This window comes from Aminobacterium sp. UBA4987 (assembly GCF_002396985.1).
Taxonomy (GTDB): Bacteria; Synergistota; Synergistia; order Synergistales; family Aminobacteriaceae; genus Aminobacterium; species Aminobacterium colombiense.
Map to the genome: position 1 here is coordinate 219,048 of NZ_DGZF01000009.1, position 15,208 is coordinate 234,255.

Here is a 15,208-nt window from a genome sequence, read left to right on the forward strand (position 1 = left end):
TAGTGGGTGAAAATATATATAATCGAGTGCCTCCGTCAAGTCTTGAGGCAGAGCGCGCCGTATTAGGGGCTTGCCTTGTTGATAGGGAAGCCCTCAACATGGTGATGGAAACGCTTGTCCCTGATGATTTTTATGATTTAAACCATCGCCTGGCCTTTGATATTATTTGTGATATGGCACAGCGGGATAAACCTGTAGATGCCCTGACCTTCCTGGAAGAGTCAACCAAGCGCGAACTAGTAGAAAAAATCGGAGGGCAGCCCTTTATAGCAGGACTTGTCAACGGTGTGACCACCACTGCAAACGCGGAGTATTATGCCCTAATTGTGAAGGATAAGTCTATACATCGCCGTCTGATCTCTGCTGGAAACACCATTGTTCATCTCGGCTACTCTGAAGAGCGAGAAGTGGACGAGATTCTGGAAGAGGCGGAAAAAGCAGTTTTCGAAATAGCTCAGAAGAGGAACAGAACGAATTTCAGACCCATCTCTGATGTGTTAGGCAAAACATTCCAGATCATAGAAACCCAGTATCGAAAATCCGATCAGGATGTGATCGGTTTTTCTACCGGTTTTTATCAATTCGACAGAATGACAGGAGGCCTGCAGCCTGGCAGCCTTAATATCATAGCTGCCCGTCCCTCTATGGGGAAAACGGCATTGGCCTTGAATATTGCCCAATATGGTGGAGTTGAACGAAAGGAGCCTATCCTCATTTTCAGTCTTGAAATGAGCGCTGAGCAGCTTGTCCAGAGGATGCTCGGATCTGAAGCCAAGGTGAATATTCATGACATTAGAAATGGTTCCTTTGCTGAAAAGGACTGGGAAAAACTTGCAGATGCCGCTGGCCGTCTCTCTCAGGCCCCACTTTTTATAGACGATAGTTCCATGCTTTCAACTCTCGAATTTAGGGCCAGGGCCAGACGGTTCAAATCCCGTTTCGAAAACCTGGGACTAATAGTAGTTGACTACCTTCAGCTCATGAGTTTTGCCCGCCGCATTGATAGCAAACAGCAAGAAGTCGCAGAAATATCGAGGGCCTTAAAGGGAGTGGCTCGTGAGCTTGATGTTCCAGTCATAGCCCTTTCCCAGCTTTCCCGCGCAGTGGAACAGCGAAACGAGAAAATGCCCCAGCTGTCTGACCTTCGTGATAGTGGTGCTATAGAGCAGGATGCCGACCTGGTCATGCTCTTATACCGGCCTGGATATTATGATACGGCAGCCTCTCCAGAAGAAGAAGATAATAGGGCGACCATTCGGATAGCCAAACATCGTAATGGCCCTACAGGCGACGTGAATCTTGTGTTCTTAAAAGAATACACAAGATTTGTCAACGTTGAAAGAACCTTCATGTAGCAGGTCGGTAAGTTGCGAAGACAGCCTATGGATAGAATAAACAAAATGAAAGATCCGTCTTTCTCTAATGAAAGCCCCTCATTTTTAATGGAGGGCTTTTTATTTTCCTGCTTTTTTGCCATGCTCATTTTCCCCAATATGGTTTTCTCTGGCAACCACTGGTTTCAGAGCTTACATCTTCTAAAATGGGTCGCGGCTTTTGTTCCCATTGCTCTGATAGTATTGGTTCTTTGGGCCAGTTCTTTTAATAAAAGGGCCGTCTTTCCCTTTTCTGTTGACTTCTTTGCCCTCATATGGCTTGCCTTTTTGGTCTATGTAACATTGCAGCCTCTTTGGATCCCCATATTTTCCCTCCCCACATTCTTGCGAAGCTGGTTCTTCTTTGCTGGGCTTTGGGTTCTTTATGTTGTTGCTTCGAATTTTTTCTCTATGGAGTTTCTCTCTTTTCTGTTGTGGGGAAGTGCCATTGGCGGTGCTTTGAGCGTTTTTTTCGCAGAATTGCAGCTCCGGGGAATGAATGGTTCCTTCCCTTTTATTCTAGCTACACCAGGACATTACATCGCTAATACCGGTCAACAAAACATGTTAGGGCTGTGGCTGGCTATTTGTGTACTTAACACCATGTATCTTTATATAAAGAAGAAAACTATTGTTTTAGGTATCCCGGTCATCATTTTTATGGCGGTGATAGAGTGGGGACTTTGGAATACCACAAGCCGCTCCGCAATCTTTGGAATTGGGGCGGGCATCCTCTTTATGCTGGTAACGTCATTGAGGACCCAATCTAAGGAGATTCAGAAGAAAACTTTAGCAGTGATTTTTATTTTTTTTGTCATTCTGGGAGTTACCATTGAAATGAATAAGGGGAGAATAGGGACTCTGAGGCAAAAATTTGCAGATGTTCTTGAGAATCCGGCTTCCGTTGGCAAAAGAGACAGCATCTGGCTTACTTCTTGGTATATGTTCCGATCCCAACCCCTTCAGGGGGTAGGTCTAGGCCAGTATAAATGGCATTATCTCGAAGCTCAGCGCTCTATGCGTGCTCTTCACCCTGAAAAAGCCTGGCAATTCACTTACTGGGCCCATAATGAATACCTTCAGTGGTTATGTGAAACAGGGATTGTAGGGGGATTGTGGCTTTTGCTTCTTGCAGGTTGGTGGCTCTGGAGTTTTGGGGGGATAATATGGAGAAAAATTCGTCTCCCTCATGAGATTTTGTGGGGAACATCTCTTATCGCTCTTATTTTAGGCACAGGTCTATGGACCCGCCCTTTCCATCGTATCGAAAACGTTCTATGGATGGTTGTGGCTTTTGCGATAGCCAATAAGGAGATTCTTGGCACCCAGCCGTTGTTTTCTTTTTTTAGAAAAAGCAAGAAAGCTTTTTTTACTCTGCTTGGCGTGGGTGTCCTTTTGGGGCTTCTATTCCTTGGTCAAGGTATGTACGGGGATTATCTTTTGAGCTCTTCCTTCAATGTTAAGGACGTGGATTTGCAGAGAGACTATCTAGAAAGGGCCGGCAAATCTTTTATGGTGCAAGATCTTGCTCAAAAGCAATTGGCCTATCATTACTTAAATACGGGAGAGCGTCTGCGGAATCCGCAAATGGTCTCTGCGGGGCTCAACCGTCTTTATGATGTTTTTCAACATGAACCTCATGGAAAGGATCTAGGTATCCTTTTAAACTGGGGGCACAGGTTGAATAACGAAACCCTTCTCAATGAACTGTCTCCTTATACCCAATAAAGGGGACAGAAATATATCCATCACTGTCCCCTTTTTTACGTTGCCTGGTTTATGAAATGTAAAGCAGATCCCTATAGGTAGGATAGGGCCAGACACTGGCTGCAGTTATAGACTCGGCAGCATCGCACATGCCCCTGATGGCTTCGTACAGGGGCAGGCCCTCTTCGGTGAGTACCTGGGCCTGTTTCTCTATGGGCTTGTCCTGAATGGTTTTGCGCAGGTTGTCAAGGTGTTCAATAGAGGTGAGAAGTCCGCTTTTCAATGTGCAGAGACGTTCGGTAAACCCCATCCAGGGCTGAGTATCAATATTGATCTTGCCCTCAATGGCTGAAAGGGACTGGCCTTCTAAAACTATCTGTTTTGTAAGGGCTGGCAGAATTCCTTCCCATACCATGGAGTGCAAAATTCCCATCTCGATCTCCACAGTCTTTATATATTGTTCAAGTCTTATTTCATAATAGGCTGACGTTTCCCTGTCTGTCATAACATGAAGATCAGACAAAAGCTGACGATGTTCTGGCACAAGATAGAGGGTCAGGGCTTCAGGCGTAGTGTTGGCAATGGAAAGGCCTCTCCTTCGCGCTTCGTCATGCCACTCCTGGCTATAGGCATTTCCTTCAAAACGGATATTCCTGCTTTCTTGAGCGGCATATCGAATGGCTTCAAGGGCTGCATCCACCACATCCCCCCCGCCAAGGCGCGTTTCGATCATAGAGCACATCTGGTCCAGCCCCCACGCCCAGATGCTTAAGATCATGGTGAGAGGGCCGGCGATGGATTGAGATGCTCCAGGGGCCCTGAACTCAAATTTGTTGCCGGTAAAGGCTATAGGCGCCGTTCTGTTCCTGTCCGTATTGTCAGCCCGAATCTCTGGCAAACGATTGAGTCCCAGGTCTATAAGGCTTTTCCCTGGAAAAGACTCAGGAAGACCCTGTTCGATTCGTTCCATAATCGTGGCAAGGGTGTTTCCAAGATATACGCTCATAATAGGCGGCGGAGCCTCGTGTCCGCCAAGACGGTACATGTTTCCCGGCGAGGCTATGGATGCCCGAAGCAAAGGGCTGTAGCGGGAAAGCCCAAGAAGAAGAGCGGAAAGAAAGGTCAAAAACTGAATGTTCTTCCGATGGTTGGTAGACGGTTTCAAAACGTTCTTCCCATCGCTGTCCTGTATTGAGAAATTAATATGCTTTCCGCTCCCATTCAGACCAGCGAAAGGTTTTTCATGAAGCAGGAGCATAAGATCGTGGCGGCGGGCCATCTTTCGCATGGTTTCCATAACAAGTTGGTTCTGATCGCAGGCGAGGTTCGCTTCAGAGAATTGAGGGGCAAATTCGAATTGGCAGGGAGCCGCCTCGTTGTGGCGAGTGGTGATAACGACCCCAAGACGATAGAGATCGCGCTCTACATCTTCCATATAGGCGAGGACCCTGGGGGGGATGGCTCCAAAATAGTGATCTTCCATCTGTTGCCCTTTAGGGGGTTGGCAGCCGATGATCGTGCGGCCGCAGAATTGAAGATCTGGGCGCTTGCGTGCTCTTTCTCCATCCACAAGAAAGTATTCCTGTTCAGCTCCTACAGTAACCTTGGCCCACCGTAATCCGCGGTTCCCAAAAAGCTTGAGAAGACGAAGGGCCCTGCTTTCTACTGCATCGAGAGATTTCATCAGAGGAGTCTTGAGGTCAAGGGGGGTGCCATCGTAGGATATAAAGACAGAGGGGATGCACAGTGTTCCCCCTTTACGGCTAGTGACAACAAATGCTGGACTTGTGGGATCCCAGGCGCTGTATCCTCGCGCTTCAAAGGTGGAGCGAATGCCGCCGGAAGGGAAAGACGAGGCATCCGGTTCACTTTGTACTAATTCCTTTCCCTTAAAAGACTCCATGGGCAGCCCATTTTCATCTGCTGAAAGGAAAGCCATGTGTTTTTCAGCGGTGAGATCTGTGCGGGGGTGGAACCAGTGGGTATAGTGGGTGGCTCCTTTTGATAACGCCCATTCTTTCATAGCGGCTGCCACCATATCTGCAATACTGGCATCTAGTTTCTGCCCAACCTCGATAGATGCGATGAGAGTATCGTATATATCCCTTGGGAGGCGCTCTCTCATGGCTCTTCTGTCAAAAACATACATCCCGAAAATATCCCGCGGCTTATCGTATGGCATCATAATCCCTTCTCACTTATAGAGTGGATATTACAAAAAAATGATGCTGATTTATAGCACCAAAAATAAACGGAGTCAATAGTTTTCATATTTAATGTTTAAAAAATAGATTGGTGCGTATAAAAGATGGATAAAGAGGTTTTTGGAGTATAAGGAGCTATGATTAATCATGTTATTTGAGAAAATTCATGCTTAAGGAAGATCCTATGATTTCATGCTTGTCCTGAAAACCATGAAGGTATATTTTCTCAGCGAGGGAGAGGGGGTTTTTTGGTGTAAAATCTAATAGACAATATATTAGAAAGAAAGGAGCTTAGACACAATGCTTCTTAAAAAAGAATTTGTATTCGATGCTGCCCATAACCTAATCCATTACAAGGGGAAGTGCGAAAAACTTCATGGCCATACCTATCGCATGGTAGTGATCATTGAAGGCATACCGGACCATGAAGGCATGGTCATTGATTTCTGTGAAGTTTCTTCCCTCGTTAAAGAGCGGGTCATTTCACGTCTTGACCACGCGTATATCAATGATATTATCCCCCAGCCTTCGGCGGAAAATATTGCGGTATGGGTCTGGAAAGAAATAGAGGGTTTTCTGCGACGACCTAACTGCCATTTGGAGGCAGTAGAAATTTGGGAAACAGCGACCAGTGGAGTAGTCGTTAGAAAGGAAGACATCAATGCGTGACGTGCAGAACGAGCGAGACTCAAGAAAAATTCCCATTGACCTTGTGGGGGTGAGAAACCTCTCTTACCCCATTATAGTGCTCGATAGACAGCAGAATGAGCAGCGAACAGTGGCGGAGATCTCCATGGCTGTTTCCTTGCCCCATCACTATCGGGGCACACATATGAGCCGTTTTATTGAAGTTCTTGAGGAATTCCAGGGGAAAGTGACACTTTCACAAATGGAGCATATTACGGAGCATCTTCGGAAGGTCCTTCACGCAGACCGGGCTGAGATCACTTTTCAATTTCCCTATTTTATGCGCCGTTACGCCCCGGTAACCAATCTTCCAAGTTATTCCCGTTATGATGTGACATTCTGGTCTCAGAAATCGGATACCTTTGATCTTGTGACCACCGTTTCAGTTCCTGTACAGACACTGTGTCCCTGCTCAAAAGAAATCTCTGAGGCGGGTGCCCATAATCAGCGGGGCAGAATAGACATATCAGCCCGCATGAAAAATTTTGTCTGGATCGAAGAGCTTGTTGAAATTGCAGAACGCTGCGGTTCTGCTCCTCTTCACACTTTGCTGAAAAGAGAAGATGAAAAATATGTAACAGAGGAGGCCTATAACAACGCTAAATTCGTAGAAGACGTGCTCCGTGACACGGCCTTGGCACTTGAAGCTGAACCCCGCATATCCTGGTACAAAGTGAGAGTGGTCAGCTCTGAAAGCATTCATAATCACGATGCTTTTGCAGAGCTTGAAAGACATGTGGCTCATGGGGGGTCCATATGAATATACTCTTTGGGGACAAGGCCTTTCTGCGATTGAGGGATAGTCTTTTTCCTGCTTTTAAGGAACATTCTCTGGATGTGGCAGGCGACGGAGAACTCGAGCAGAAACTTCCATGGGCGGATGTGCTTGTCATCCGTCCTATGAATATTACAAAAAGTCTTCTCCAACATGGAACAAACCTTAAAATGGTTCAGCAGTGGGGTGCGGGTGTGGAAGGCCTTAACATTCAGGACTGTACGGATTTGGGCATATATGCCTGCAACATACCATCCAGGGGCACTGGTAATGGGGAAGGAGTTGCAGAAATGGCCATTCTCCATATGATGCTTCTAGGAAGGCGATATCATCGATCCCGAGAAAAACTCTTGGAGGGCAAGGTCTTTACACCTCCAGGGACAGTTCTGTGGGGCAAAAAAGCCTGTGTCATCGGTCTTGGCAATCTGGGACACTGTCTGGTAGAGCGTTTGAAGGGCCTTGGGATGACTGTGGCAGGAGTCAATCGCACCTATAGGGACGAGTTCTTCCAATGGGGCGTAGACACCTTCCACCTTTTGACAGAAATAGAAAAGGCAGTGACTGGATGCCGGTTTGTCATTGTTACCCTGGCATTGACGCCCGAAACGAGGCATACTATTGGCGAGTCTTTTTTTCAGGCTATGGATAGAGATGCCTTTTTTATTAATGTAGCTCGTGGAGATATTGTGGAACGGGAAGCTTTTGACAAGGCTATCCAAAATAAATGGATTGCCGGGGCGGGGCTTGATGTATTCTGGAACGAGCCGCCCGATATTGCCGACCCCATCCTTCACCATCCTCTCATAACAACTACTCCTCACGTTGGCGGGGTAACAGATGCTTCCTTTCAGGGTGCCATTGACTTTATAGTAGAAAACATCAAAAGGCTGTCAGATGGACGTGAACCATGTTCTTGTCTCAATGTCCAAGATATTAACAGAAGGAAGACGCTGTAATCGATGAATTTTAATTTTGGGGAAAAAAGAAAAGCCGTTGCCTATGGAGTTATGGTTTTATGTTTTATAACGGCAGCCATATGGGTTTATGGGCTTTGGTGGCGTAATTATGAGGTGACCCACCCTCGTATCACTCAGGCTGTTCCTCATTCTTATGAGGAAGAAATGCCTTTTTCAGGAATGCTTTTATGGGAAGAAATCATTGTAACCACCCCAGTTGGGGGAAATGTGGCCTATACTGTTCCTGAAAGTGGTGGAAGAGTGAGTCAGGGAGATGTCATAGCAACTGTGGGTGAAGAATCACGTCAACAGCTTCGTGCGCCCCAGACAGGCTACTTTGTTCCCGGTCTCGATGGCTTTGAGGGGAGATTAAGTTATCAGTCCCTTTGGGCGGGAGAAGACAGGATTCCCCAAACCCCTGAGCTTTCGCTCTTTTCAATGGGACATACAGCAGAGAGGGGTGGCTTTATTGGAAAGCTTATCCCCATGCCTCAGGAGTTAAGAGCGGTAGGGTATGCGGATTTGACTCCAGCCCTTGATAAACAGTTAAAGCGGGGATCGATATCTTTACGTCGCGGCCCTAAAGACCCTCTGTACCAAGCGGAAGTACGGGTTGTGAGAAAAATGGGACATAGGGTAAAATTATATCTTTCCCTTCCCTTTTTTCCTGTTAATATTGTTAAAAAACGTTCTGTATCGTATCTTATTTCTACAGAAGAGCATGTTGGCGTGTCCATTCCCCAATCTGCTGTCATTTCGCGAGAGGGCAAATTAGGCGTCTTTATTGTGGAGGGAAATTACGCCAGATTTAAAGAGGTCAAAGGCATTCCCCTGACAGATCATCTTTTTTTCATTACAAGTGGACTTCAGCCAGGGAATATCGTTATTCTTAAAGCAGATCATGCCAGGGAGGGCAGAGTAGAGCTATGGTAACTATAGACATACGTAAAAATGTAGAACTTATTCGCAACAGTATCGAGGAAGGTGCTGCCAAAAGTGGGCGCCAGGCTCATGAGATAAAACTTATTGCCATAACAAAAAACCATGCGGTGGAAGAAATGGTAACGGCCATTCGGGATGCTGGCATTATGTACATTGGAGAGAACCGGGTTCAGGAGGCCCAGACAAAAATATGTTCGTGGCCTGAGGAGGTTCAGGCTCAATGGCACCTTGTGGGCCATCTTCAGCGGAACAAGGCGCGGAAGGCCCTTGAAATATTTCATACGATACAGTCATTGGAGTCCGAATCCCTTGCAGAGAGACTGGAACGCATATGTGTAGAAATGAACCGCACCGTCCAGGTGCTGCTAGAGGTAAATACGTCTGGAGAAACATCTAAACATGGTGTTGCGCCAAAGGATGTACAAGCACTTCTTGATTTTGTAATAGAAAAGTGTCCCTCTCTATATGTAGCTGGTTTTATGACCGTCGGTCCCCTTACAGATGATGAAAACAGAGTAAGGGAGGCTTTTGCGCTGCTCAGGAACCTGCGAGATGATCTGAGCTCTTCCACGGGAGTGTCCTTGCCGGAGCTTTCCATGGGTATGAGTGGAGATTTTCAGTGGGCCATTGAGGAGGGTAGTACCATGGTTCGGATCGGGACGGCTATTTTTGGTCCCCGATCATATTGACCGCTCTAATACAGGAGGTGGTTCAATGTTTGAGCGCCTGATGGCTATGCTGGGGCTTGCCGAATACGACTATGATGATGTGGGGAACGAGGCAGCTCTGGAAGTACCGGTTCGTACCGAAGAAGATCTGGAGGAACGGCAGAAAAGGGTATTAAAAACTCCTCCCACCCAGGCACAAATAGTGATTTGCCGGGGTGAACTCTGCCTTGACCGGAGGGAAGAACTTGGAGAAGCTCTTCATAGAGGACTTATGGTCATTGTGGATTTGCGAAACATGGAACGGGATGTTGGGCAAAGCGTACTTGATTTTTTATGTGGAGTTGCATTTGCAATGCGTGGAGATGTGGTGCGAGTGTCGCCTGGAGTTTTTATAGCTTCTCCGCGTAAGGGGATAACAGAGGAATGGAAGGAGGAACATCGTGCCTGATCTTATAACGGCCCTTGATATTGAAAGTAAGACTTTTTCAAGATCTATTCGCGGGTATGACCCCGATCAGGTTGATGAATTTCTCGATCAAATAGCAGAAACTCTTCGTCTGATGGCTCAGCAGATAACAGACCTGGAGCGGGAAGCTTTGCTCTATGAAGGGCAATTAAAAGAGTATAACAATCTGAAAGACACATTGCAGGAAACTCTTCTTATGGCTCAGAAAAGTGCTGAAGCCAAAACGGAAGCGGCGAAACAGGAGGCCGACGCGATTATTTCTGAAGCTCGGGCTAAAAGTGAGCGCATAGTGTTCGAGGCTATGAACGAGCGGGATCTTCATCGGCGGGAAGCTGCTAGTTTTGCAGACCTGAAGCGGGTATTCAAAGGAGATATGGTGGCTCTTTTATCGAAATTCTCTTCCATACTTAACTCCATTGAAGACAAACCGGAGGAGAGTTAAAGGGAGTGACGGAGAAAAAATTGCATCAGCAGTCTGTGCGCTATATTAAAGGTGTAGGGGCGGTAAGAGAAAAGCAATTGAACCGCCTTGGCATTCAGACAGCTGAAGATTTGATTCTATTTTTCCCACGCCGTTACGAAGACAGAAGAGGTTTAACTCCTTTGGCCAAATTAAAGCCGGAAACCACAGTTTCACTTCTTGTCCGCGTCGTAGCGGTAGAAAAGCGCCAAACATCCAGGAAAGGATTTGTCATTATTCAGGGACTTATGACAGATGGTCAGGATTTTCTTCGCGCAGTCTGGTTCAATAGAAAAGGACTGGAACGCTTGCTCACACCAGGCAAAGAGGTCGCTTTGTATGGTCCGATAGATTGGAAATACGGACATCTTCAGATCACTAATCCTGAATTTGAAATCATAGAAGAAGGGGAAAGCCCTGAATCTATTGGTCAAGTGGTGCCAATTTACCCACTTACTGCTGGATTGCATCAGCGGTGGTTTCGCAAGCTCATTCGCTTTTGTCTTGATAATAGCCCATTTATTTTTGATCCGTTACCTGACTTTTTACGTTTGAAACATGCTTTCCCTCCCCTCTATGATGCAATTCTAGAAATGCATTACCCCCAGGGGCGTGAAAGCTGGAAAAAGGCGAGAGATCGTCTGGCCTATCAGGAGCTCTTTGTGCTTCAGACAGGAATGGCTCTCCGACGAGGGGAGCGGTCCCGTCTGGCTGAAAAAGCTCCAATGCTGCCAGAGAGCGGAAGACTGAAAGAGCGTTTCCTGAAAGAAATCTTTCCCTACCCTCTCACGGAAGCTCAGAAGAAAGTTTCTCTAGAAATAAGTCAGGATATGGCCCTTAATATCCCCATGCATCGCCTTCTTCAGGGGGATGTAGGGTCTGGCAAAACAGCAGTAGCTGTTCTGGCCCTCCTTCAAACTGTGGAGGGAGGGTACCAGGGGGCTTTTATGGCTCCTACAGAAATATTGGCTCAACAGCATTACTACAGGTTGCATTCTTTTCTGGAGCCCTTGGGGGTTTCAGTGGTGTTGCTCATAGGTTCTTTGAAAAACAGGGCGAGGGAATTGACATTGCAAAAGATCAGCACAGGGGAGGCCCACATAGTGGTGGGAACTCATGCCCTGTTTTCTGACCCCGTCACCTTTTCAAATTTAGGGTTTGCTGTTATAGATGAACAGCATCGATTTGGCGTGCTGCAAAAAAACGCCCTTCGCGCCAAGGGGGCCAATGATGGGCAAGCTCCTCATATATTGGTTATGACAGCTACGCCTATTCCACGGACCCTCACCCTTTCAGTCTATGGGGATCTTTCTGTTTCGGTTATTGATGAAATGCCGCCAGGCAGAACGCCCATACAGACGAGATGGCTTAAGAAAAAGGATGAGGGACGATTGTGGCCCTTTATACGAGAGAGGTGCTCAGCCAGGGAAAAAATATACTGGGTTTGTCCTCTCATAGATGAAAGTGAAACCCTTTCAGTGGCTTCGGTAACTGAGAGGTACGAATATCTCAAGAAAATTTTCCCAGATCTGAACGTGGCCCTTTTGCATGGTCAGCTTCCATCGAGTGAAAAAGAGACCATAATAAGGGGTTTTGCGAGGGGGCATCTTGATTTAATTGTTTCTACCACGGTTATTGAAGTAGGAGTTGATGTCCCCCAGGCCACTGTGATGGTTATAGAAGATGCTGATCGTTTCGGTCTCTCTCAGCTTCACCAGCTTCGCGGGAGGGTGGGGAGGGGCGGGGACCAGAGCTATTGCGTCCTATTGAGCAATCCAACCACCAGGGAAGGTGTAGAAAGACTCAAAGTCATGTGTGCCACCACCGACGGTTTTAAGATAGCGGAAGCTGATTTGAGACTTCGGGGACCGGGTGAGGTGTGTGGCGTCAGGCAGCATGGAATTACAGATTTCAGAGTGGCAGATCTCTTAAAGGATCGTTCTCTGCTCGACATGGCTAGAAAAGATGCTTTCAATCTTGTGGAATGTGACCCTCGTCTTTCTGAAGAACAGGAACTTCTAGATTATGTCTTGAGAACGGTGGGAAAAAACCTTGAATTGGCGGGAATAGCATGAGTGACCAGGATCTTGAAAACTATCTTCAGCGATTGTTAACCCGCGGAGCCTATACATGTTGGCAAATACACGATAAACTCATAAAAAAGGGTGCAGCTGAAGAAGAAGCGGATAAATTAGTTGAGCAGTACAAAGAATTAGGCTTTCTTGATGATGAAGCTTATAGTATTCTTTTTGTGGCATCCCATAAAGGCTGGGGTGACCGGAAGTTGCGGGATGAGTTGCGCAGGCGAAAGGTGGCTCGCTGCGTGATTGAGAAAGTGCTTGAGGAGGCAGAGTCTGACGAAGTTCAGCGAGCCTGCATCTTAGCAGGAGAGTGGAAAGACCATGATATTGACCCTCGTAGAATATGGGGGCGGTTGGTTCGTCGGGGTTTTTCTCCCAGTTCTTGCAGAATTGCTTTAGAAAGGACTTGTGAGCCCTTCTTTTGACCTGTAAAATAGAACCCTCAGCACTACGTGTGCAGTCTCCATTAAATATGACAGCACCTTGATAATAAAATGAGGAGTGATTGGCCAATTATGCAAATTATGACTGCTATTATAGGAATAGCTGCAGGCCTTGCTGCTGGAGTTGCAGCAGGGTTTATGCTTTCAAAAACTATCGGAGCAAAACATCTTGAAAACGCCAAACTAAGGGCAGAAACAATTCTTAAAGAGGCGGTTCAAGAAGGGGAACAGCGTAAACGGGAGAAATTGACAGAGGCCAGGGAAGAATCTTATAAACTTCGCCAGGAACTGGAAAGGGAGAACAAAGAGCGCCGATCGGAGCTGCAGAGAGCAGAACGGCGACTCGAACAAAAAGAAGAGAACCTCGATAAGAAAATTGACCGTATGAGCCATAAGGAAGAAGAGCTTCGCCTCCAAAAGGAAGAAGTGGAAAGGCAGTCGGCAGAAATAGAGCTTATTCGTCTTGAGCAAGTCAAACGCCTTGAAGAAATTGCCGAAATGTCCAGAGAAGACGCACGTCAGGTTCTATTAAAAGAGACAGAAGAGAATATCCAGCATGACTTGGGGATGTTGATCAAAGACCTGGAAGAAAAGACACGGCGTGATGCGGATAAGAAAGCTAAGGAAGTGCTCGTAACAGCAATACAGCGGTGCGCAGTTGAGCAGACATCAGAAGTAGCGGTAAGTGTAGTTCCTTTACCTTCAGATGAAATGAAAGGTCGTATTATCGGACGGGAAGGTCGAAACATCCGTTCTTTTGAAACTCTGACAGGAGTGGACCTCATAGTGGACGATACGCCTGAAGCTGTTACGTTAAGCAGTTTCGATCCAGTGCGAAGAGAAGTAGCCCGTCTTTCACTTGAAAGGCTTGTGGCTGATGGGCGCATTCATCCAGCCCGAATAGAGGAACTTGTTGAAAAAGCGACCAGCGACGTCGAAGAGCAGATTCTTGAAGCAGGAGAAATGGCTCTTCTTGAAACTGGCATTAAAAACATGCACGATGAGTTGGTATGTCTTATTGGCCAGCTTCGATTCCGTTACAGTTATGGGCAAAATGCCCTTCAGCACAGTCTTGAGGTTTCTCACTTATCGGGGATTATAGCAGGAGAACTGGGGCTTGACGAAGAAATGGCCCGGCGTGCTGGGTTGCTCCATGACATAGGAAAAGCTGTGGACCATCAGATCGAAGGCCCTCATGCTCTCATTGGATCTGATCTGGCAAAGCGTTACGGAGAAACGCCAGAAATCATCAATGCCATAGCTGCCCATCATGAGGATGTAGAGCAGATTTCTGTATATGATGTTATAGTTGCTGCAGCTGATGCGGTGAGCGCATCTCGCCCTGGGGCCAGACGAGAGAGTCTTGATGCGTATATACGCAGACTTGAAAAACTCGAGGAAGTGGCAAAGTCCTTTAAAGGGGTAAGCAAGGCTTTTGCCATTCAGGCTGGACGAGAAGTGCGGGTCATTGTTTCACCGAATGTAACGGATGAAGGGGTGGTTTACAAGACGGCCTATGACATTGCTCGAAAGATAGAAGAGGAAATGAAGTATCCCGGTCAGATTAAAGTTACAGTGACCAGGGAGGTTCGGGCAACAGAGTACGCGAAATAGGCCCTTTATGCTATGAGGATACTTTTCGTTGGTGATATTGTAGGGCGGCCGGGACGAAAGATCTTTTCGACCCTGCTGCCTCTTCTAAGAAAAGAGTTTTCCAAAATTGATTTCGTGATCGTAAACGGAGAAAATGCAGCTGCTGGCAAAGGACTGACCGATAAGATCATGAATGAACTATTTGATGCTGGAGTGGATGGCATTACCTCTGGCAACCACATATGGGATCGGTCCGATTTCTTTCCAGTTCTTGATGGAGAGCCAAGAGTAATAAGACCGGCGAACTATCCTCCGGGATGTCCGGGGTTGGGATGGACCGTTCTTTCTAAGAATGGAATGAAGTTAGGACTCATTAACTTGCAGGGACGGGTCTTTATGCCCGATATAGATTGTCCCTTTCGCAAGGCTGACGAAATTCTAGAAACTTTTGCAGACGTACCGGTGCTTGTGGATTTTCATGCAGAAGCCACTTCTGAAAAGCGAGTGTTGGGATTTTATCTGGATGGCAGGGTTTCGGCTTTTCTGGGAACTCACACCCATGTCCAGACAGCTGATGAAGAGATTCTTCCAGGGGGAACGGCCTATATTTCTGACGTGGGGATGACGGGATCCTTTCAAAGTGCCATAGGTATGACCCTTGAAAGTGTTCTACCACGGTTCCTTACGAGTCTTCCATCTCGTTTCCAGGTGGCAAGTGATGACCTTCGACTCAATGCTGTGATTGTCGATGTGGATAATGAAACGAAAAAGGCAGCGTCAATACAGAGAATAGCCAGGTTCCTTTGTGAAACAGGGGCCTGATGGAAGTAAAATATAAAAAGGGGAACTCTCC

Annotated in this window: 14 protein-coding genes; 13 read left to right on the forward strand and 1 reads right to left on the reverse strand. The window is 46.8% G+C overall.

All coding sequences use genetic code 11. From position 1 onward, the window contains the following. Positions 1-2 precede the first annotated feature (2 nt). Together dnaB and B2U56_RS05125 are read left to right on the forward strand one after the other, a co-directional pair. Positions 3-1,355: a replicative DNA helicase gene (gene dnaB, locus B2U56_RS05120; protein WP_286952648.1), complete on the forward strand. Its 1,353-nt coding sequence runs from the start codon at positions 3-5 to the stop codon at positions 1,353-1,355. A 12-nt stretch (positions 1,356-1,367) separates the two neighbouring features. Continuing rightward, positions 1,368-3,101: an O-antigen ligase family protein gene (locus tag B2U56_RS05125; protein ID WP_286952649.1), complete on the forward strand. Its 1,734-nt coding sequence runs from the start codon at positions 1,368-1,370 to the stop codon at positions 3,099-3,101. Positions 3,102-3,150: 49 nt separating this feature from the next. On the opposite strand, the gene B2U56_RS05130 is transcribed toward B2U56_RS05125, so the two are convergent. Beyond that, positions 3,151-5,262, reverse strand: a complete 2,112-nt coding sequence (locus tag B2U56_RS05130) for a glutamine synthetase III (protein ID WP_286953102.1) — start codon at positions 5,260-5,262, stop codon at positions 3,151-3,153. A gap of 322 nt (positions 5,263-5,584) precedes the next feature. Here B2U56_RS05130 and queD point away from each other — a divergent pair, with 322 nt between their 5' ends. The 11 genes from queD (at position 5,585) to B2U56_RS05185 (ending at position 15,177) form a co-directional block, all read left to right on the forward strand. After that, positions 5,585-5,953, forward strand: coding sequence for a 6-carboxytetrahydropterin synthase QueD (queD, locus tag B2U56_RS05135; RefSeq protein ID WP_013048794.1), 369 nt, complete (start codon positions 5,585-5,587; stop codon positions 5,951-5,953). Further along, positions 5,946-6,731: a GTP cyclohydrolase FolE2 gene (gene folE2, locus B2U56_RS05140; protein WP_013048793.1), complete on the forward strand. Its 786-nt coding sequence runs from the start codon at positions 5,946-5,948 to the stop codon at positions 6,729-6,731. The genes queD and folE2 overlap by 8 nt, the downstream gene beginning before the upstream one ends. After that, complete coding sequence (locus B2U56_RS05145) at positions 6,728-7,702, forward strand: 2-hydroxyacid dehydrogenase (RefSeq protein WP_286952650.1); 975 nt, start codon at positions 6,728-6,730, stop codon at positions 7,700-7,702. Before folE2 ends, B2U56_RS05145 begins: the two co-directional genes overlap by 4 nt. 3 nt (positions 7,703-7,705) lie before the next feature. Then, entirely contained in the window at positions 7,706-8,635 is a 930-nt protein-coding gene (locus tag B2U56_RS05150; RefSeq protein WP_286952651.1) for an HlyD family efflux transporter periplasmic adaptor subunit, read from the forward strand. Beyond that, positions 8,629-9,333 (forward strand): YggS family pyridoxal phosphate-dependent enzyme, encoded by a 705-nt coding sequence (locus B2U56_RS05155; protein ID WP_286952652.1) that lies wholly within the window; start codon positions 8,629-8,631, stop codon positions 9,331-9,333. Before B2U56_RS05150 ends, B2U56_RS05155 begins: the two co-directional genes overlap by 7 nt. Before the next feature lie 25 nt (positions 9,334-9,358). Continuing rightward, on the forward strand, positions 9,359-9,760 hold the full coding sequence (sepF, locus tag B2U56_RS05160; RefSeq protein WP_013048789.1) for a cell division protein SepF: 402 nt from the start codon (positions 9,359-9,361) through the stop codon (positions 9,758-9,760). After that, complete coding sequence (locus B2U56_RS05165) at positions 9,753-10,220, forward strand: DivIVA domain-containing protein (RefSeq protein WP_013048788.1); 468 nt, start codon at positions 9,753-9,755, stop codon at positions 10,218-10,220. The genes sepF and B2U56_RS05165 overlap by 8 nt, the downstream gene beginning before the upstream one ends. Before the next feature lie 5 nt (positions 10,221-10,225). Beyond that, complete coding sequence (recG, locus tag B2U56_RS05170; RefSeq protein ID WP_286952653.1) at positions 10,226-12,313, forward strand: ATP-dependent DNA helicase RecG; 2,088 nt, start codon at positions 10,226-10,228, stop codon at positions 12,311-12,313. Then, positions 12,310-12,744 (forward strand): regulatory protein RecX, encoded by a 435-nt coding sequence (locus tag B2U56_RS05175; protein WP_286952654.1) that lies wholly within the window; start codon positions 12,310-12,312, stop codon positions 12,742-12,744. Before recG ends, B2U56_RS05175 begins: the two co-directional genes overlap by 4 nt. A 90-nt stretch (positions 12,745-12,834) precedes the next feature. Then, positions 12,835-14,376, forward strand: a complete 1,542-nt coding sequence (gene rny / locus B2U56_RS05180) for a ribonuclease Y (RefSeq protein WP_213700734.1) — start codon at positions 12,835-12,837, stop codon at positions 14,374-14,376. Between the two features lie 12 nt (positions 14,377-14,388). Further along, positions 14,389-15,177, forward strand: a complete 789-nt coding sequence (locus tag B2U56_RS05185) for a TIGR00282 family metallophosphoesterase (RefSeq protein WP_286952655.1) — start codon at positions 14,389-14,391, stop codon at positions 15,175-15,177. The last annotated feature ends 31 nt before the right edge of the window (positions 15,178-15,208 follow it).

What these genes read in the sequence shown, in the direction of transcription:
- B2U56_RS05130 (WP_286953102.1), bottom strand. Translation starts at nt 5,262, where the DNA reads ATGCCATACGATAAGCCGCGGGATATTTTCGGGATGTATGTTTTTGAC.
- queD (WP_013048794.1), top strand. Translation starts at nt 5,585, where the DNA reads ATGCTTCTTAAAAAAGAATTTGTATTCGATGCTGCCCATAACCTAATC.
- folE2 (WP_013048793.1), top strand. Translation starts at nt 5,946, where the DNA reads ATGCGTGACGTGCAGAACGAGCGAGACTCAAGAAAAATTCCCATTGAC.
- B2U56_RS05145 (WP_286952650.1), top strand. Translation starts at nt 6,728, where the DNA reads ATGAATATACTCTTTGGGGACAAGGCCTTTCTGCGATTGAGGGATAGT.
- B2U56_RS05150 (WP_286952651.1), top strand. Translation starts at nt 7,706, where the DNA reads ATGAATTTTAATTTTGGGGAAAAAAGAAAAGCCGTTGCCTATGGAGTT.
- B2U56_RS05155 (WP_286952652.1), top strand. Translation starts at nt 8,629, where the DNA reads ATGGTAACTATAGACATACGTAAAAATGTAGAACTTATTCGCAACAGT.
- sepF (WP_013048789.1), top strand. Translation starts at nt 9,359, where the DNA reads ATGTTTGAGCGCCTGATGGCTATGCTGGGGCTTGCCGAATACGACTAT.
- B2U56_RS05175 (WP_286952654.1), top strand. Translation starts at nt 12,310, where the DNA reads ATGAGTGACCAGGATCTTGAAAACTATCTTCAGCGATTGTTAACCCGC.
- rny (WP_213700734.1), top strand. Translation starts at nt 12,835, where the DNA reads ATGCAAATTATGACTGCTATTATAGGAATAGCTGCAGGCCTTGCTGCT.
- B2U56_RS05185 (WP_286952655.1), top strand. Translation starts at nt 14,389, where the DNA reads ATGAGGATACTTTTCGTTGGTGATATTGTAGGGCGGCCGGGACGAAAG.